Origin of the sequence: Corynebacterium pollutisoli (assembly GCF_900177745.1) — a bacterium.
GTDB lineage: Bacteria > Actinomycetota > Actinomycetes > Mycobacteriales > Mycobacteriaceae > Corynebacterium > Corynebacterium pollutisoli.
This window is the reverse complement of sequence record NZ_FXAR01000003.1, coordinates 1-16,320: the sequence shown is the minus strand read 5'-3', so window position 1 is coordinate 16,320 and position 16,320 is coordinate 1. Positions and strand designations below refer to the sequence as shown.

The following is a 16,320-nucleotide window of genomic DNA, read 5'->3' as shown; positions in this document are numbered from 1 at the left end:
CATGGGCATTTTCGAGGCCATCCGTAAGGGCCGCGCCAGGACGAAGGCGGAGATCCAGGCCGCCAAGGCGCGCGCAAAGCACGACGCCAAGCAGGAGGCGAAGCTGCAGCTGAAGCAGGAGAAGCTGCTGCACAAGTTCGAGAAGAACCTGCTCAAGGAAGAGAAGAAGGGCCTCAAGGCCAAGCGCAAGCATGAGCGCAAGATGGCCGAGAACACCCTGGAGCAGCTCAAGCAGGGTCGCCTCAATGCGGGCACCTTCAAGCGTTATGCCGGACTCGCCCGCGTGGCCCTCCCGGTGATGCTGCCGCTCCTCTACCGCGCCATCACCGCCGGTCGCGAGCAGCTCGTGGACACCCGCGCCCGCCGCCTCGGTGTCAGCGCCGATCAGCTGGCCCAGTTCTCCGGCCACGGTGCCGAGCTCAAGGCGCGTATCGACGGCATCAACCGCACCCTCAACAAGGATCACCTACCGGTGGGCTTCGTCAAGGACGTGGAGGATCGTCTCTCCGAACTCCACACCGCCACCGACAATGCGGAATTCATGACTCCGGAGCAGCGCAAGCGCGCTCACGCCACCATCAACCGCGATATCGATGGCGTCACCCAGGAGATTCAGGAGCGACTCCGCCGCCCTTAGTGCATTGCATTACCGGCATTAAATAATTAACCGCCGAATTACTCTTTTCCACAAAGGTAATTCGGCGGCTTTTTTCTTTTCCCTGGCCCCACTCATGAACCATTTGCACGTACCATGAGGATTGTCCATTAACCCAATGAGGAGTAACGATATGGCACGCCGTGAAATTACCCAGTATTTCGACGACCTGGACAATTCCCCCCTCACGGACAATGAGGTGAACATCATCCGCTTCAGCGTCGATGGCAACAACTATGTCATTGACCTCTCCGAGGACAATGCCGCCGAATTCCGCGCCACACTCAAGCCGTGGATCGACGCCGCCCAGCCGGCCCCCACCCAGCAGAAGTCCTCTGGCTCCCGCCAGTCCGGCCCCTCCGCCGCGGCCAAGCGTGAGCGCTCCCGCGCCATCCGCGAGTGGGCCCGCGCCAACGACCACGACGTCTCCGATCGCGGCAAGATCCCCGCGTCGGTCATCGAGGCCTACGACAAGGCCAACTCCTAGAGAACACCCTGCTCGCGGGCGGCCGCCACGGCGGAGGTCCGCGAGCGCACACCCAGCTTGTCGTAGATGTGGACGAGGTGGGACTTCACCGTCGCCTCCGAGAGCATGAGCTCGTGGCCGATCTCCCGGTTGGAGGAGCCGGCCGCCACCAGGGTGAGCACCTCCAGCTCACGCGGGGTGAGCGAGGTGCGCGGGGTACGCACGCGCGTCATGAGGCGGTCGGCGACGACCGGCGACATCGCCGAATCACCCTCCGCCGCCGACCGCACCGCGGCCAGCAGCTCGGCCGGCGGGGCGTCCTTGAGCATGTAGCCCACGGCCCCGGCCTCGATGGCGCCGAGGATGTCGGCGTCGGTGTCGTAGTTCGTCACCACGAGCACCTGGGGCGGGTTCGACATGGATGCCTTGATGCGGGCGGTGGCCTCCGCGCCGGTGGTCACGCGCGTGCCCTCCACGCCGGGGCCGAAGCGCAGGTCCATGAGCATGACGTCGATGCCCCCGGCCTGAGCCGCGGCGACGGCGGCATCGGCGGTGGCGACTTCGCCGACGACCTCGATGTCCTCGGCCTCCTCCAGCACGGCGCGGAGTCCCATCCGGACGATTTCATGATCATCGGCCAGCAGCACTCGGATCATGAGAGCATCAGACCCCTTCCTCGGTCGGCGTTTCTGGTTCGAGTGTAGCCGCCGCACCGGCGTCGGCAGGAACGGGGATTGCCACCGACACGGCCGTGCCGTGCCCGGGAGTCGACTCCACCTCCACCGCCCCGCCCTGTTCCGCCGCGCGACGGCGCATGGCGTCGAGGCCGACATGGCCCAGCCCGGCGGGCTGTTCCGCGACCGCCGCCGGGTCGAAACCGCGGCCGTTGTCCACCACGTCGAGCCGCACCTCGTCCGCCTCGTAGGTGACGGTCACCCGGCAGCGACTCGCCTCCGCATGCTTCGCGACGTTGCCCACCGCCCCCTGCGCGATACGCAGCAGCGCAGCCTCCGTCTTCATGGGCAGCTGGCGCTCCGCGCCCTCGACACCGACCTCGATCCGCAGGTCCCCGGCCGCGGCGAACCCGGCCGCCATGCGCTCCAGCGCCGACTCGAGCGAGGTCTCCGACAGCGACGCCGGCTGGAGGGCGGCGATCATGGCGCGGGCCTCGCCGAGATTGTCCTTGGCGGTGGTGCGTGCCAGGTCGATGAAGCGGGTCGGCCCCGCCAGTTCCTCCTCGCTGAGACCCAGGCGCTGCAGGTCACGCTCCGCGGAGTGCAGCAGCATCTGGATGCTCGACAACCCCTGCGCCACGGTGTCGTGGATCTCGTGCGCCAGACGCTGGCGTTCCTCAGTGACACCGGCGGCGCGTTCGGTCTCCGCGAGCTGGAGGCGGGTGTCCATGAGCTGGGTGATCAGTTCCTCACGTTCCCGGTTGATGCGCACCAGGGTGCGGAAAGCGTAGTGGATCGCCAGGACCACCGCCGCGGAGACCGCCGGACCCATGACGCCGCCGACGGTGAGCCCGCCGGGCACCTGGGTGAGGATCGACGCCGCCGTCGCCGCCACCACCGCCACCACGCCGCGTACATCGTCCATGACGCGGAGATAGAGGAAGAAGAGGGAGAACACCAGGTAGATGCCCACCGGCGACATGAGCATCGCCAGCACCCACAGCATCGTCAGGCTGAGCAGCCACGCCAGGCTCGTTCCCTCCCGCCACCCGGGCTGCAGTGCGGTGCCGTAGAAGTAGAGCACCGCGAAACCGGACCCGAGGAGCAGGTTGAGCGCGGCCTCCCCGAAGGGCAGGTTGACGGAGGAGACGAGCGTGGCGATGAGCAGGATCGTCGTGAGGATGTGGACGCCGTCGATGAGTGCGTCCTCGTCCGGCGCGCGGGTGCGCCCGAACTTCTCGATGTCCGGCCGGGGATCTAGGCTGGTCTCCATGCGTCTGAGCCTACCGAGCGTCCTCCCCGCCGCCCTTCTCACCGCCTTACTCGTCGGCTGCACCCCCACGGACGACACCACTGAGGACGTCGCGGCTCCCGCCCCCACCGCAGAGGAGGCGCCGGTCACTGACTCCGGCCTGCCGCACGACGCGCTGCCGGAGGTCCCCGGGGGACGGGACAGCTGGGAGGAGTGCCCGTACCTGGACACCGCGTGGGTCTCGGACACGAACGGGCAGCGGACGCTGGGGGTGGGCGTCGATACGCGTTTCGACACGCCGTCCTGCGTGTTCTGGTCGTACCCGGAGGAGCCGCACCTGACCGTCATCGTGCGGGACATGCCGGACACCGACGCCGCTATCCGGGTCGTGGACTGGGCGGCCCCCATCGACACGACGGAACCCGCCGAGGAGCCGGAGGGCTGGTCGGGCGGCCGCGCCGGCGCGGGGCTGGTGCCCGACCGGGAGGGGTCGCTCTACGCCGTGCAGAAAGACGACCGGGCCGTGGTGGTGTTCACCAACCAGGACCAGTCCCTCAAGGCGGAGCTGGTGGCCAAGGAGGTCATCGCGACCCTGGGCCTCTAGCTAGACCGCCACGTCGTTGTACGGCATGAGCGTGGACACCCAGGGGAACACAACCTCCATGAGCAGGAGGAACACCGCCGCGATGAGGATGAGCACGAGGAGCAGCTTCACCGGCCAGGGGCCCGGCAGGGCCCGCCACAGTGGTCCGTACATCTAACTCTCCTCCAGTACTGCCGGGCGTTCGCCAGCGATCTTCGGGGTCGCTTCGACCTCCATGGCGTGGACGATCATGCGCTCCGCGTTGGAGAACTGCGGGTGGCACGTCGTCAGCGTGATCATGCCCTCGAGTTCGGGGCTGACCTGGGTGGCGGCCAGTCCCGGCACCGGGTTGATCACCTCGACGGCACCCGGCAGCGTGATGTGGCGGCCCTGCACCGACGCGTACTCGCCGTGGGTGACCCGGTCGACCTGCTCCGGGGTGAGGCAGCCGGTGGCCTCGGCGCGACGCGCGTCCCCGGCGACGTCGATCGGCAGCACCCGGTAGGTGATCCACTCCGTCTGCGTCTCGACGACGATCGCGTCACACACCTGCAGGTTGCCCAGGTCGTTGAACGGTGCGCCCTTCCCCACACGGTGGCCGGCGACGGCGAAGTTGCCGGCTTCGCCGGGCATCTGCGTCTCGACGTAGCGCCCCGGCCCGGCGATGAGGTCCGCGTCGTCGGTGCCCTCGACGATGGCGAACTGGAAGTCCGAGCCGAAGGCGGGGATGTACATGCGGGCGAAGGCCTCGCCGAGCTCCGGGGTGATCTTCTGGCGCGGGTTGACGCGCTCCCCGGATTCCTCGGATTCACCCCACCGGTCCTGCAGGGCGGAGGCCTTCTCGTCCTGGAGACGGCCGGAGGCGATGTTCGTCCAGTAGGACTCGTAGAAGGCGAAGAGCAGGATGATGACGCCCGCGGTGAGCAGCAGCTCACCCAGGAACTGCGTCACGCTGAATCCCTGCCGGGACGGGGCCTGCTGCCCTCCGGAACGGTGACTCATGCGGGATTCACTCCTGGAAACGCTACGATCGACTGAGGCTCACTGCAGTCTAGCGTCCCAATTGCATGTCCCGTCAAAGGTCAGGTGTGTCTCCACCGTGCTCGAACCGTTCATCTATCCCGTCTCCGGCATCCTCAAACTGTGGCACCTGCTGCTCCACTCGGTGTTCGGGATCGACGATTCGACGGCCTGGCTGGTGTCGATGTTCTGCCTCGTCCTCACGGTGCGCACCTTCCTCATCCCCTTCTTCTGGGCCCAGGCCAAGACGGCCCGCATCGGCGTGGCCATGCGCCCCGCCCTGGCGGCGCTGAAGGAGGAGTACGCGACGAAGACGGACCGGGAGTCCATCCTCGAGTTCGAGCGGAAACAGAAGGAACTCAGGGAGGAGTACGGGCACAGGATCTCCGCGGGCTGCGTGCCCGCACTCATCCAGATCCCCGTGTTCCTGGGCCTCTACCAGGTGCTGCTGCGCATGGCCCGCCCCGGGGACGGCCTGGAGGTCACCCCGGAGACCCGCATCGGTTTCCTCAACGCGGACGAGATCAACGCCTTCCTCGACGCCACCGTCAACGGTGTTCCGCTGCCGGCGTACATCGCCATGCCGGAGGACATCCTCGCCCGCCTGGGCACCACCAGCGGGGAGGTCCGGGACTTCGTTCTGCCGTTCCTCATCGCGGCCGTGGTGTTCACCACGGGCAACATGATCGCCTCCATCTGGCGCAACATGCAGACCCTCGACTGGGACTCCGGCCTGGCCCGCGGCATGAACAAGTTCCTCATCGGCATGACGCTGTTCATCCCGGTGCTGCTCATCACCCTGGCGCTCACCGGCCCCCTGCCGGTGGCGATCATCCTCTACTGGTTCGCCAACAACCTGTGGACCCTCGTCCAGACCCTCATCATCTACCCGCTCGTCCACCGCAGGATCCCGCTGAGCGAGGACTTCGAGGAGTTCTCCCGCGAACGACGCGACATCGCCAAGAGCGCCGACCGGGAGAAACGGCAGGTGAAGTGGGATACGCGGCGTCGTAAAGCAGCGGGCGCGGTGATGCCGTGGAAGATCCCCGCGATCCGGCGCGAGCTCAACGAGGAGAAGGCCGCCCGCCGGGCGGAACTCGAGGAGCAGAAGGCCGAGGCGAAGGCGCTGGCCAAGGAGAAGCAGAAGGTGCGCTCCGAGATCCAGCGGGAGCGCACCCAGGAGAAGATCGCCGAGTGGGAGAAGCGGCCGACGGTCCGCCGGATCGCCGCCTGGCAGGCCAGGCGGCAGGAGAAGAAGAAGACTAGATCGAGTAATCCGCCGGCGGAGCCGACAGCATCTGACGAGCCAGATCGCGGGCCGTCTGCAGCGGAGTGACCTCCCGGGCGAAACGCGCGCCCGCCAGGCCGCCGTCGAGGAAGATGAGCAGCTGGTTGGCCTGCGTCGCCGAGGGGTAACCGTTCTTCGCGGTGAGCAGATCCGTCATCGTCTGGTGCATCCAGCGGCGGTGCTCGTGGGCGGCGGCGACGATGCCGTGCTCCGACTCCGCCTCCGGGCGCGGGTACTCGTTGGCGGCGTTCTGGAAGTGCGAGCCGCGGAAATCCTTGCCCGGTTCCTCGGCGATGGCCATGTCGAAGAAGGCGAGGATCTTGTCCTCCGCGTCCGTCATGTCCCTCGTCCGCTGCTCCCACGCCTGGCGGTACTGCTCGTCGAGCGTCTCCAGGTAGGCGATGACGAGGGCGTCCTTGGATCCGAACAGCGAGTACAGGGAGGCCTTGGCCACGTCCGCCTCGCGCAGGATCCGGTCGATGCCGATGACGCGGATGCCCTCGGTGGTGAAGAGGTTGGTCGCCGAATCCAGGAGTCGTTGACGGGGGCTCGGGCGGTTGCGACGGCGGCTGCTCGTCGTCTTCTTCTTCGCTGTGCCTGCGGCCACGGACGTACCCGGTCCTTTCTGGGGTTGTGCGGGATGCTCGATACTGGCTCTCCTACACAATATAGACAAACCGGTACGTCTTGTGACAGTCCGGTCCGGGGACGGGCATGAAAAAACCCGCCCCGAGGGGCGGGTCAGGCAGCGGGGACCGCTACTTGCGGCTGCGGCCGGTCACCATGTTGACGATGGTCAGCAGGATAACCGCACCCAGCAGACAGGTGAGGAAGCTGAAGATCAGACCGCCACCCTCAACGTCGACACCGAAGAGGCTGAGCAGCCAGCCACCGAGCAGACCGCCGACGACACCGACGACGATGTTGAGCAGCAGACCCTGCTGGGCGTCAGTGCCCTTGATCTTGGAGGCGATCCAACCGGCCAGGCCGCCGATGATGATCCAACCGATGATTCCCATACCGAGCATTGTGTTCTCCTTAAATTCTGTGATTCATGCGCTATTGAACATACCTAGTGTGCCACGAACCGGGCGGTTATGCGCAACCTGAGAACACAACGTAATCGGATCGTTGCAGATAAGTACACAGAACTTAACCGCCCCGAAACCCACAGAAACGCAACGTCCCCCCGTGGGAACCACAGGGGGACGTCGACAAGCGGGCGGCGCGGGAACCTAGACGTTCTCGGGGCGGACCACCATCATCGGGCACGGTGCGGACTGCAGGAGCGCGCGCGAGGTGGAACCGAGCAGCATGCCCTTGAAGCCACCACGACCGTGGGAACCGACGACGAGCAGCTGCGCGCCCTCGGAGTTCTCCACCAGCGCGCGGACCGGCCGGTCACGGGTGATGACCTTGCGGACCTGCACCTCCGGGTGTGCGTCGGTCAACGGCTGGAGGCGCTCGGTGAGCATGTCGATCTGCTCCCGCTCGACCTCCTCCCACTGCTGCTGGGCGGCGGACAGGCCGGCGAGCGACGCCTGGACCTGCATGTCCATCCAGGTGTGGACGGCGACGAGCTCGGCGCCGCGGGCGTAGGCCTCGGCGAAGGCGATCTCGGTGGCCTTCTGGGAGACATCGGAACCGTCGACGCCGACGACGACGGGGCCGTACTTGGTGGTCTCGTCGACCGTGTTGTCCTCGCGGACGACCACGACGGGGCAGGAGGCGTGGGAGACGACGGCGGCGGAGACCGAACCCATCACCATGCCGGACAGTCCGCCCAGGCCGCGGGAACCCATGACGATCATCGTGACGTCACGGGACATGTCCAGCAGCATGTCGATGGGGGAGCCCTCGGCGATGGTGTGGCCGATCTTCAGTTCCGGCGCGACCTCGTGCGCGATGGCGCGGGCCTCGTCGATCTTCTCCATGGTCTCGGACTGCAGGTCGTCGAACAGCTCCTGCGGCGGGAGCATGCCCTCCGCGTAGAGGAACTGCGGCATCGTGTAGGAGGACGCCAGTCGCAGCGGGATACCGCGCTTGTTGGCCGTGTTCGCGGCCCATCGGACAGCGTTGTGTGAAGCTGCGGAGCCGTCGACTGCTACGACGACGATATCTTCCTGAGTCATCTCGTTCCGCCCTTTCCTTTGTGAGGATGAGATATTGAGTATCACCAACAATTGTAGCCGTTGATGACAGCTTTCACTGAGATGTTACAACCAGTTGATGAAGGACGGACAAGCCAGGATAGCCTGGTCTTACCTGCGCTTAGGCCGGGATCTCGATGGGGTGCGCCGCGTCGGAGTTCGCCGGGAACAGGAAGGTGTAGATGACCTGTGCGAAGTCGAGCAGCACCGCTCCGATACCCTCGGAGGAGAATGCGATGGCCGGGTTAAGGATTGCGTCGAAGTTCATGTCTGACAGAGTAGTACAGCCCCCACGCGGGCAACGGTCGCCGCTGCCGGTCCGCGACGGCCTCACCGCGACCCGCGCCCGCCTCCCCGAGGACGCCGCACCGCTGAGCGCCGGCGAGTGGGTGGGGCATCTCATCGCCACCCAGCGCCACCGCCATCCACTCGACGATGCCGCCGCGCTCCGACAGCGTTTCGACGCCGGCCTCGTCGTCGACCGCCGCGGCGTGCCCTTCGCCTTCGACGATGTGGTCGCCCCCGGTCAGGACGTCTTCTTCTACCGCATGCCCGCCCCGGAGGCGCGCGTTCCCTACGAGATCGACGTGCTCCACCGCGACGACGACATCCTCGTCGCCTACAAACCGCCCTTCCTGGCCACCATGCCGCGCGGCCGGCACATCACGGAGACGCTCACCGTCCGCCTCCGCCGTGCCCTCGACCTGCCGGAACTCACGCCCGCCCACCGGCTGGACCGCCTCACCTCGGGCCTGCTGCTGTGCACGCTGCGCCGCGAGGTCCGGGGTGCCTACCAGCAGCTCTTCGCCGCCCGCGAGGTGCACAAGACCTACGAGGCGATCGCCCCCTTCGACCCGGCCCTGCGCCCAGGCACGGTGTGGCGCTCCCGGATGCTCAAGGTCGCCGGGGAGATCCAGGGACACATCGTCGACGGCGAGCCCAACGCCGTGACGGCGCTTGTCGACGTCATCCCGCTCACCGCCGCGGAGCAGGCCACCCTCGAGGCCGTCCACGGCCCGCAGCCGCCGTTGGCGCACTACGTCCTGGCCCCGGAGACCGGCCGCACCCACCAGCTGCGGCTGCACATGTGGGAGCACGGCGTGCCGATCCTCGGCGACAACTTCTACCCGCGCATCCACGCCGAGGACGAGGAGGACCACTCCCGCCCCCTGCACCTGGTGTCCACGGGCCTGTCCTTCGTCGATCCGCTCAGCGGTGAGCAGCGCCGCTTCACCGCTGCGCGGCGTCTGTTGCCCGGCCAGGCAGGCTGAACGCCGCCGCAACCCGGTGCTGCAGCTCATCGAACTGCTGGGCAGGTGCCAGCGTCGGGCTGAGGGTGTGCAGTTCCACCCGGTCAGCGGCGAGTTCGCGCTGCACCATGGAGCCGGGCATGAGGTTCATCAGCAGCATCGCCGTCTGCCGGGCGGGTCCCTCCGGCAGCCACACCTGCGTCTCGACGACCGCCGGTTCGATGTCGGGCGTGCGCGTAACGGCCCGGCGCGCCACGTCCCCGCCGCCGATGCCGGTCTGCTGCAGGAACCACGCCACGAGCCGGGCGGTGCCCACCACGTGCAGACGCAGCCGGGAACGCGGCACGAGGAGGTGGCTCAGTGCGGTGGCCGCGGCGACGCTGACCACGCCGTACGCCAGGTAGTCGGCGTCCCACCCGGCGAGCAGCACCCACAGCAGGGCGAGGAAGAGGGCGCGGATCACATCCACCACCCCAGCGCCAGCAGGGTGCCGAGCAGCACCAGCGTGACCAGGCCCGACAACGTCCACACCCGGACCCGGGACTCGAGCCCCTCGACACTGCGTTCGGTGAGGCCACCCGCGCCGCGCCACGTGCGGGCCCACTGCTTCGCGACGCCGCGCGTCACCCCGTGCACCCGCTCCAACCCGGCCCCACCCGTGGCCCGGGTGGCGGCCAGGGCGCGTTCGCCCACGACGACGAGGTCGCCCGCCGGCACCGGCGGCTCCTGCTCCCCACGCCGCCACAGCCACCAGCCCAGGGGTGCCGCGAGCAGCAGCGGCCACAGCATGTCCCACAGGGTGTCCGGTGCCGGGGCGGGATGGGCGTGGACGAGCGGCAGCGCCAGTCCGAACACGCAGAGGGTGAGCCAGCCGATCAGTTCGCCGTCGACCCCGCGCGGCTCCGGCTCCACGCGACGCAGGGCCCACGCGAACCGGACCAGCAGCAGCGCCGAACCGGTGGCCACCAGCGGCAGGACGAGCGCCACCCAGTGGTCCTCGACGGCGTACTTCGCGTCGTACTTCGCCAGCGCCCCGGAGGTGAACGGGAAACCGACCAGAGCCAGGCCCGCCCAGCCGAGTCCCGCCGCCGCCAGCCGACGACGCGCGCCCGGCGCGGCGGCCTGCCACACCGGGACCCCGAGGAAGAGCGCCGCCTTCGCCAGTCCGTGGTGCACCGCGTACACCACCACCGCCGCGGTGACGGAGGCCTCCGGCACCAGCAGTCCGGCGGCGATGACGGCCCCGAGGAAGCCGAGCTGGGAGATCGTCGAGTACGCGAGGATGACCTTCGGGTCGGTCTGCAGCACGCCGATGAGCGGGGCCCCGAACGCCCCGATGAGACTGAGGACGAGCAGGACCCGGGCCAGGTCGTCGACACCCGTGGGCAGGAAGAGCAGCCAGCCGACGATGCCCGCCTTGACCATGACGCCGGAGAGCACCGCGCTGGCCGCCGGCGGGGCGGCCGGGTGGGCGAGTGGCAGCCACACGTGCAGCGGCACCAGGCCCGCCTTCACCCCGAATCCGACGAGCAGGAGCGCGACGATGAGTCCGCGGTGGTCGGAGGAGGCGATGGCGGCGGGGGCGTCGTCGATGAGCGTGCCGCCGGCGGCCCCGGTGAGCCACAGGCCGGCGAGCAACGCGGTCTCACTGAGCACGGTCATGACGAGATACACCCCCGTCGCCCGGTGGGCCGCCTCCGTGCGGGTGTGGATGACCAGGCCGACCGCCGCGAAACTCATCACCGCGAACGCCAGGTAGAAGCTGATGATGTCCGCCGCGAGGTACACGCCGATGTTGCCCAGGTAGCTGACCAGGAGGAAGGCCCGCAGCGGGCGGTCGCGGGAGGCGACGAGCGCCACGGCGTAGAGCACCGTGGCCACCGCCACGAGCGGTCCGGAGACCTCGTCGAGGCGGAAGCTGGAGCCGAAGAGCAGCCAGGGAATGTCGAGGGTCATCGGAACACCTTCTCCGCCACCTGGCCGGCGATGTCGAGCGGCATGAACGGCGCGGACGCGACGGTGCCGAAGAGGAGGACGAGGGCGGTCGTCGACAAGGCGGGGACCAGCAGGGGCAGCGGCTCGCGGATCCGCTCCCCGGGGGCCGGTCGAAACCACAGGCGGTAAACGACGGGCAGGAAGTACATGGCGTTGAGCACCGAGGAGGCCAGCAGCACCGCGATCACCCACGGGTGCGCGGAGTCCAGCGCCCCCAGCCCCAGCTGCCACTTGGAGATGAACCCGGCCGTCGGCGGCAGGCCGATCATGCCGAAAGCGCCCACCGTGAACGCCGCGGACGTCCCCGGCATGCGGCGGCCCAGGCCGTCGAGCTCCGTGATCTTCTTCGCCCCCGCCTCCTCCGCGTACAGGCCGGCACAGAAGAACAGGGTGATCTTCATGACCCCCTGGTGTACCAGATGCACCACCCCGCCGGTCGCGCCCGCGACCGACACCAGTGCGATGCCGAGCGTGACATAGGAGACCTGCGAGACCGTCGAGTACGCCAGCCGCGCCTTGAGATCCACCTGCCGCAGCGCCTGGTAGGAGCCGTAGAGGATGGTCACGACCGCGACGATGAGCAGTGGTTCGAGCACCCCGAGGTCGGCGGCGACGTTGACACCGTAAACGTCGTCGATGACGCGCACGATGCCGAACACACCGGCCTTCACCACCGCCACGGCGTGCAACAGCGCGGAGACCGGGGCGGGGGCGACCATCGCCGTCGGCAACCAGCCGTGGAGCGGGAACAGTGCCGCCTTCACGCCGAGACCACCGATGAGCAGGGCGAAGATGAGGGCCGCGACCACGGGGCGGGCGTCGACAAGCTCCGCCACCCCGATCGCGCCACCCGGGGCGAAATCGACGGGCCCCGCATAACTGGTCAGCCAGACGACACCGATGAGCAGCGCCAGCCCGCCGCTGAGCGTGTACCGCAGGTAGAGGCGGGCCGCACGAATCGACGCCGCCGTCCCCCAGTGCGCCACCAGCGGATAGGTGACCAGGGTGAGCATCTCGTAGAACACGAGGAAGGTGATGAGGTTGCCGGAGAACGAGATGCCCACAGTCGCGGTCACACACAGACTGAAGAAGCCGAAGAAGCGCGAACGGTGCTGCCCCTCCGCCAGGTAGCCGATGGCGTAGATCGTCGTGAGCAGCCACAACACCGCTGACAGCGTGGCGAAGAACAGGGAGAACTCATCCACCCGCAGCACCAGGTCGATGCCCGGCAGGAAGGGGACGGCGAACTCGGGCCGCAGGCCCTCGTCGAGAACCACCGGGAAGAGCAGGAACACCAGACCCAGCTTGACGACGGCCGCCGCCAGGTTGATCGTCGACCTGGCGCGCCGCGCCTGCTCGGGCAGCGGGAAGATGAGGACCGCCGCGATGAGCGAGCTGAGCAGCATGAGCAGCGGCACATGGGTCAGCCAGGCGGTGGGGACGAGATCTACCACGGTGCGCCCACCTCCAGAAGCCCGGTGAGCCACACGCCGCCGAAACCGGCGAGCAGCGTCACGGTGCCCAGCGCCAACGGCGGGGCGAGGGCCACGGCCGGCAGGGAGGTGCGCTGGGCGACCTCCCCGTCCGTGTCCTCCTCGATGAGCAGCGGACCCATCATCTTGAGCAGGTACGCCGCCGAGAGCAGCGTCGCCAACACCACCACACCGAGGAGCCAGTAGTGGCCGTTGCTCACCGCGGCGGTGCTCAGCAGCCACTTCCCGGAGAACGACAGGGACAGCGGCATACCGGCCAGGCCGACCGCCGCCAGACCCATCGCCAGGATGAGCCCGGGGTGGTCACGCCCGACGCCGTGGAGCCGGGCGATCTCGTCCGTGCCGTAGAGCTCCTTGAGGTAGCCCGCCGCCAGGAAGAGCGCCGCCTTGGCGATGCCGTGCCCGAGCGCGAGGCCCAGCGTGCCGGCGAGGGCACCGGGGATGGCATCGGCGTCCGGGATGAGGGGGAAGAAGAGGAAGAAGTACCCGACCTGCGCCACGGTGGAGTACGCGACGAGCGGTTTCATGTGCGTCTGCCGCAGCGCCATGACGGACCCGACCACGATGGCCAGGACACCCGCCCCGGCCAACACCCACGTGACCACCGCCAGCTCCGCGACGAGTTCCGGGGTGGCCACCCACAGCCACAGGCGCAGCAGCACGAAGAAGGCCGCCTTGATCACCAGCGCAGAGAGCAGCGGCGACACGGGGCTGGGGGCGGCGGCGTGCGCCGGGATGAGCCAGCCGTGCATGGGGGCCAACGCCAGCTTCATGCCCAGGCCGACGGAGGCGAGGATGAGCGCGACACTGAGCACCTCGGGGTGTGCCGCCGCACGCTCCCCCACCTGCCGGATGTCGAGGGTGCCCGTCACCGCCACCAGCAGCCCGACGCTGAGGAGAAAGAGCAGGGAGCCGACGACCGCGACGAAGAGGTACCGCAGCGCCGCGACCCGGGCCTCTGCTCCCCCGAGCGCGACCAGCCCCACGGCGGTGAGGCCGACGACCTCGAGCCCGACATAGGTGTTGAACAGATCCCCCGCCAGGAACACCGCGTTGAGGCCCGCCCAGCAACCCAACCACAGCGGCCAGAAGCCCCGCTCCTTCCGGGCGGCCAATGTCACCAACCCACCCACCACGGCGGTGAGCAGGAGAAAGAGGACCGACAGGCCGTCAGCGCGGAGAGCGATGCCGAGGGGGACGTCGTACCCGCCTAGGGTGAGCTCGACGGGGGCGCGGGTGGCGTCGATGAGCACGGGCGCGAGGAGCACCGGGACGATGACCGCCACGCCGAGCCCGACGGCGCGTCCGAGCCGCGGGTACACGGCGAGCGCGGCCGCGAGGAGGGGAACGAGGACGAGCCCGCCGAGGCAGAACTGCGCGAGGGTCACGGCTCCTCCTCGATCCGGGAGATGAGCAGCGCCCCGACCGCCGTGAACGCCACCGTGATGACGAGCCCGGTGATGACCAGCGCGGTGAGCACCGGATCCACGGAATCGGTACGGGCCGCCAGGGCGATGAGAATGAGCAGCGTGCCGGCCCCGACGACATTCATGGCCACCAGTCGTGCGACGCGGTCACGGACGAGGAACATGCGCACCATGCCCACGACGATGAGCAGTACGGCGAGCCCGAGGTAGAACTGGATGAGCGTCACGGGGCCACCTCGAGCGTCAGGTAGAGCAGGTAGAGGCCGGCGGTGATACCGATGGTCAGGGCGATCTCCACGAGCAGGATCACCGCGAACGCGCCCGTCTCCGGCCACGTGAGCCAGGCATCCCCGAGCACCGGCCCGAGGGCCGCTGCGACGATGAACACGACGACCCCGACGATGAGCGCGGGGCGCAGCAGGCGATGCGTGCGCCGCATGTCGACGCCCGCCATCTGCAGCAGGATGAGCAGCGCCGCCAGGACCGAGCCGGACTGGAACGCGCCCCCGGAGTCTGAACTGCCCGCGAACAGCAGCCACAGCCCGAGGAGCAGCAGCACCGGAGCCGCCATCCGCACGAACCACACGGCGACGGGGGGAAGCTCGGCCCGCGGGCCGGCGGGGATACGGTTGTCGCTGAGCACGAGAGCGATGACACCGGCGAACAACAGCACCGCGCTCTCGAGCAGGGTGTCGTAGGCGCGGAACGCCAGGAGCACCCCGGTGATCCCGTGGCTCACGCCCTCCGGCATGGACCGCGGAACATCAGTGGTCCAGGCGGGTTCCAGGTGGCGGGCCTGCAGGACCAGGGATCCGAGGATGACGGTGAGCACCGCGCCGCTGAGCACACCGACGCCCGCCTTGAGCCAGTGCGGGGCGGCCGGCCCGTCCGGGTCCCGGGAATGGGCGGGGGCGACAGGGTGACGGACCGCCAGCCAGACGAGAACCGCGCTGAGCATGCCCGTCCCCAGGGCCGCCTCCGCGAAAGCGACATCGAGGGCCCCGAGCCGCAGCCACACCAGGCTGATGATGACCCCGAAGCTCAGGAAGGAACCCACCTGGACGCGCCGGTCACTGACGAACACGATGAGCGCCAGGGAGGCGAGCGTCGCCAGCCCGAGCACCCCGTCCACGACTGTCACGGTCATGCGGCGGCCCCCTCGCCCCTGTGCTCCTCCACGGCGTCGAGCTCCGCCAGAGACTGTGCGGACACCGACGCCGAGCCGAGCGCCACCACCCACACGAGCAACAGAACCACGGCAACCAGCAGGTTCCCGGAGAGTATCCCGACGCCGAGCAGCACCAGGCCGAGACCGAGATTGTCCGCCTTGGTCAGGGCATGCAGCTGACTGCGCACATCCGGGAAACGGATGAGACCGATCGTGCCAGCGGTGAAGAACACGACGCCAATGGTGATGCTCAGGGCTCCGAGCGCATCAGTGATCATGGCCCGCCTCCCCGGCTGCTTCTCGACGAAGGCGGGTACGGTACGCCGCCACCGCGACCAACGCGCTGATTGCGGCAAGTGCCGTGAACGTCAGAGGGAGATCTCCCTGGCGGGACGACACGGGAGTGGTTGCCGCGGCGACGGCAGCCAGGGCGGCACCCGTCGTACCGGACAGGAGAAGAACGAGGAGCCACGAACCCCGCTGTGCGCGACGCAGGATCACGACGAGCGCGACGACGAAATTGAGGAGCAGGAACGTGAACACTCCGTTGAGGAATAGGTCCACGCTCGGCCTCCTCCACCTGGTCGATCGGGATCGTCTGCGCATCCGCGCACGTCAACACCACAACTATACAGAAAACCTCGACCTTGTAAGTTGACGCCGGCATGTACTGTCCCAACCGGCTGACACCTGCGGTCAGCGCGGGAAAAGAGTGCGCAGCTGCGCACTGATGTGAAAATTTCGGGCCGCGGAATCACGGATGAAGGGAGGGGCTTCGCTGTGTAGCGGAGCCCCTCCCTTCGGGTTATTGAGTTGTTGTTGTTTTTAGTGTCGGCGGTAACTTACTCTCCCACACCCTCCCGAGTGCAGTACCATCAGCGCGGGCAGGCTTAGCTTCC

General features: G+C 68.4%; 21 protein-coding genes. 5 read left to right on the top strand and 16 right to left on the bottom strand.

Annotation, left to right across the window (positions count from 1 at the left end; translation table 11 throughout):
- The first annotated feature begins 1 nt into the window (after nt 1).
- Together B9Y70_RS05065 and B9Y70_RS05060 are read left to right on the top strand one after the other, a co-directional pair.
- Entirely contained in the window at nt 2–637 is a 636-nt protein-coding gene (locus tag B9Y70_RS05065; protein ID WP_085549181.1) for a DUF6474 family protein, read from the top strand.
- Nucleotides 638–788: 151 nt separating this feature from the next.
- On the top strand, nt 789–1,142 hold the full coding sequence (locus B9Y70_RS05060) for a histone-like nucleoid-structuring protein Lsr2 (protein ID WP_085549180.1): 354 nt from the start codon (nt 789–791) through the stop codon (nt 1,140–1,142).
- On the opposite strand, the gene B9Y70_RS05055 is transcribed toward B9Y70_RS05060, so the two are convergent.
- Both B9Y70_RS05055 and B9Y70_RS05050 read right to left on the bottom strand, forming a co-directional pair.
- Nucleotides 1,139–1,777: a LuxR C-terminal-related transcriptional regulator gene (locus B9Y70_RS05055; protein WP_085549179.1), complete on the bottom strand. Its 639-nt coding sequence runs from the start codon at nt 1,775–1,777 to the stop codon at nt 1,139–1,141. The genes B9Y70_RS05060 and B9Y70_RS05055 overlap by 4 nt on opposite strands.
- Nucleotides 1,778–1,784: 7 nt before the next feature.
- Entirely contained in the window at nt 1,785–3,068 is a 1,284-nt protein-coding gene (locus B9Y70_RS05050; RefSeq protein ID WP_085549178.1) for a sensor histidine kinase, read from the bottom strand.
- Here B9Y70_RS05050 and B9Y70_RS13025 point away from each other — a divergent pair.
- Nucleotides 3,067–3,651 (top strand): DUF2020 domain-containing protein, encoded by a 585-nt coding sequence (locus B9Y70_RS13025; protein WP_085549177.1) that lies wholly within the window; start codon nt 3,067–3,069, stop codon nt 3,649–3,651. The two genes, B9Y70_RS05050 and B9Y70_RS13025, sit on opposite strands and share 2 nt — an antisense overlap.
- On the opposite strand, the gene B9Y70_RS12860 is transcribed toward B9Y70_RS13025, so the two are convergent.
- Nucleotides 3,652–3,804 (bottom strand): hypothetical protein, encoded by a 153-nt coding sequence (locus B9Y70_RS12860; protein ID WP_143337530.1) that lies wholly within the window; start codon nt 3,802–3,804, stop codon nt 3,652–3,654.
- Nucleotides 3,805–4,632 carry a class E sortase gene (locus B9Y70_RS05040; RefSeq protein WP_085549176.1) on the bottom strand — a complete coding sequence of 276 codons (828 nt, stop codon included), beginning with the start codon at nt 4,630–4,632 and terminating at the stop codon, nt 3,805–3,807.
- 97 nt (nt 4,633–4,729) lie between these two features.
- Between B9Y70_RS05040 and yidC the strand changes: the two genes are divergently transcribed.
- Nucleotides 4,730–5,986: a membrane protein insertase YidC gene (yidC, locus tag B9Y70_RS05035; protein ID WP_159449783.1), complete on the top strand. Its 1,257-nt coding sequence runs from the start codon at nt 4,730–4,732 to the stop codon at nt 5,984–5,986.
- Here yidC and B9Y70_RS05030 read toward each other — a convergent pair.
- The 4 genes from B9Y70_RS05030 to B9Y70_RS12855 form a co-directional block, all read right to left on the bottom strand.
- A complete protein-coding gene (locus B9Y70_RS05030) occupies nt 5,913–6,545 on the bottom strand; it encodes a TetR/AcrR family transcriptional regulator (RefSeq protein WP_143337529.1) in 633 nt (210 codons plus the stop codon). The genes yidC and B9Y70_RS05030 overlap by 74 nt on opposite strands.
- Nucleotides 6,546–6,696: 151 nt before the next feature.
- Complete coding sequence (locus tag B9Y70_RS05025) at nt 6,697–6,966, bottom strand: GlsB/YeaQ/YmgE family stress response membrane protein (RefSeq protein ID WP_085549174.1); 270 nt, start codon at nt 6,964–6,966, stop codon at nt 6,697–6,699.
- A 207-nt stretch (nt 6,967–7,173) separates the two neighbouring features.
- On the bottom strand, nt 7,174–8,070 hold the full coding sequence (locus B9Y70_RS05020) for a universal stress protein (RefSeq protein WP_085549173.1): 897 nt from the start codon (nt 8,068–8,070) through the stop codon (nt 7,174–7,176).
- A gap of 139 nt (nt 8,071–8,209) precedes the next feature.
- Nucleotides 8,210–8,356 carry a hypothetical protein gene (locus tag B9Y70_RS12855; RefSeq protein WP_162841653.1) on the bottom strand — a complete coding sequence of 49 codons (147 nt, stop codon included), beginning with the start codon at nt 8,354–8,356 and terminating at the stop codon, nt 8,210–8,212.
- Here B9Y70_RS12855 and B9Y70_RS05015 point away from each other — a divergent pair.
- Complete coding sequence (locus B9Y70_RS05015) at nt 8,355–9,359, top strand: pseudouridine synthase (protein WP_143337528.1); 1,005 nt, start codon at nt 8,355–8,357, stop codon at nt 9,357–9,359. The genes B9Y70_RS12855 and B9Y70_RS05015 overlap by 2 nt on opposite strands.
- On the opposite strand, the gene B9Y70_RS05010 is transcribed toward B9Y70_RS05015, so the two are convergent.
- Genes B9Y70_RS05010 through B9Y70_RS04975 form a run of 8 tightly spaced genes read right to left on the bottom strand, consistent with a single transcriptional unit; the run spans nt 9,319 to nt 15,985 of the window.
- A complete protein-coding gene (locus tag B9Y70_RS05010; protein WP_240309143.1) occupies nt 9,319–9,801 on the bottom strand; it encodes a Na+/H+ antiporter subunit E in 483 nt (160 codons plus the stop codon). The genes B9Y70_RS05015 and B9Y70_RS05010 overlap by 41 nt on opposite strands.
- Nucleotides 9,798–11,294, bottom strand: a complete 1,497-nt coding sequence (locus B9Y70_RS05005) for a complex I subunit 5 family protein (protein WP_085549170.1) — start codon at nt 11,292–11,294, stop codon at nt 9,798–9,800. Before B9Y70_RS05005 ends, B9Y70_RS05010 begins: the two co-directional genes overlap by 4 nt.
- Nucleotides 11,291–12,787: a complex I subunit 5 family protein gene (locus B9Y70_RS05000; protein WP_338025217.1), complete on the bottom strand. Its 1,497-nt coding sequence runs from the start codon at nt 12,785–12,787 to the stop codon at nt 11,291–11,293. The genes B9Y70_RS05005 and B9Y70_RS05000 overlap by 4 nt, the downstream gene beginning before the upstream one ends.
- Nucleotides 12,781–14,214 (bottom strand): complex I subunit 5 family protein, encoded by a 1,434-nt coding sequence (locus tag B9Y70_RS04995; protein WP_085549169.1) that lies wholly within the window; start codon nt 14,212–14,214, stop codon nt 12,781–12,783. Before B9Y70_RS04995 ends, B9Y70_RS05000 begins: the two co-directional genes overlap by 7 nt.
- Nucleotides 14,211–14,480, bottom strand: coding sequence for an NADH-quinone oxidoreductase subunit K (locus B9Y70_RS04990; RefSeq protein WP_240309142.1), 270 nt, complete (start codon nt 14,478–14,480; stop codon nt 14,211–14,213). The genes B9Y70_RS04995 and B9Y70_RS04990 overlap by 4 nt, the downstream gene beginning before the upstream one ends.
- Complete coding sequence (locus B9Y70_RS04985; RefSeq protein WP_085549168.1) at nt 14,477–15,400, bottom strand: hydrogenase subunit MbhD domain-containing protein; 924 nt, start codon at nt 15,398–15,400, stop codon at nt 14,477–14,479. Before B9Y70_RS04985 ends, B9Y70_RS04990 begins: the two co-directional genes overlap by 4 nt.
- A complete protein-coding gene (locus B9Y70_RS04980; protein ID WP_085549167.1) occupies nt 15,397–15,699 on the bottom strand; it encodes a monovalent cation/H(+) antiporter subunit G in 303 nt (100 codons plus the stop codon). The genes B9Y70_RS04985 and B9Y70_RS04980 overlap by 4 nt, the downstream gene beginning before the upstream one ends.
- A complete protein-coding gene (locus B9Y70_RS04975) occupies nt 15,689–15,985 on the bottom strand; it encodes a hypothetical protein (RefSeq protein ID WP_240309141.1) in 297 nt (98 codons plus the stop codon). The genes B9Y70_RS04980 and B9Y70_RS04975 overlap by 11 nt, the downstream gene beginning before the upstream one ends.
- Between the last annotated feature and the right edge of the window lie 335 nt (nt 15,986–16,320).

Excerpts from the sequence above, each read along its gene's own strand:
- B9Y70_RS05005 (WP_085549170.1), bottom strand. The coding sequence starts at position 11,294 with ATGACCCTCGACATTCCCTGGCTGCTCTTCGGCTCCAGCTTCCGCCTC.
- B9Y70_RS05060 (WP_085549180.1), top strand. The coding sequence starts at position 789 with ATGGCACGCCGTGAAATTACCCAGTATTTCGACGACCTGGACAATTCC.
- B9Y70_RS05015 (WP_143337528.1), top strand. The coding sequence starts at position 8,355 with ATGTCTGACAGAGTAGTACAGCCCCCACGCGGGCAACGGTCGCCGCTG.
- B9Y70_RS05050 (WP_085549178.1), bottom strand. The coding sequence starts at position 3,068 with ATGGAGACCAGCCTAGATCCCCGGCCGGACATCGAGAAGTTCGGGCGC.
- B9Y70_RS05025 (WP_085549174.1), bottom strand. The coding sequence starts at position 6,966 with ATGCTCGGTATGGGAATCATCGGTTGGATCATCATCGGCGGCCTGGCC.
- B9Y70_RS04985 (WP_085549168.1), bottom strand. The coding sequence starts at position 15,400 with ATGACCGTGACAGTCGTGGACGGGGTGCTCGGGCTGGCGACGCTCGCC.
- B9Y70_RS05065 (WP_085549181.1), top strand. The coding sequence starts at position 2 with ATGGGCATTTTCGAGGCCATCCGTAAGGGCCGCGCCAGGACGAAGGCG.
- B9Y70_RS05055 (WP_085549179.1), bottom strand. The coding sequence starts at position 1,777 with ATGATCCGAGTGCTGCTGGCCGATGATCATGAAATCGTCCGGATGGGA.
- B9Y70_RS04980 (WP_085549167.1), bottom strand. The coding sequence starts at position 15,699 with ATGATCACTGATGCGCTCGGAGCCCTGAGCATCACCATTGGCGTCGTG.
- B9Y70_RS12855 (WP_162841653.1), bottom strand. The coding sequence starts at position 8,356 with ATGAACTTCGACGCAATCCTTAACCCGGCCATCGCATTCTCCTCCGAG.
- B9Y70_RS05040 (WP_085549176.1), bottom strand. The coding sequence starts at position 4,632 with ATGAGTCACCGTTCCGGAGGGCAGCAGGCCCCGTCCCGGCAGGGATTC.
- B9Y70_RS05020 (WP_085549173.1), bottom strand. The coding sequence starts at position 8,070 with ATGACTCAGGAAGATATCGTCGTCGTAGCAGTCGACGGCTCCGCAGCT.
- B9Y70_RS13025 (WP_085549177.1), top strand. The coding sequence starts at position 3,067 with ATGCGTCTGAGCCTACCGAGCGTCCTCCCCGCCGCCCTTCTCACCGCC.
- B9Y70_RS12860 (WP_143337530.1), bottom strand. The coding sequence starts at position 3,804 with ATGTACGGACCACTGTGGCGGGCCCTGCCGGGCCCCTGGCCGGTGAAG.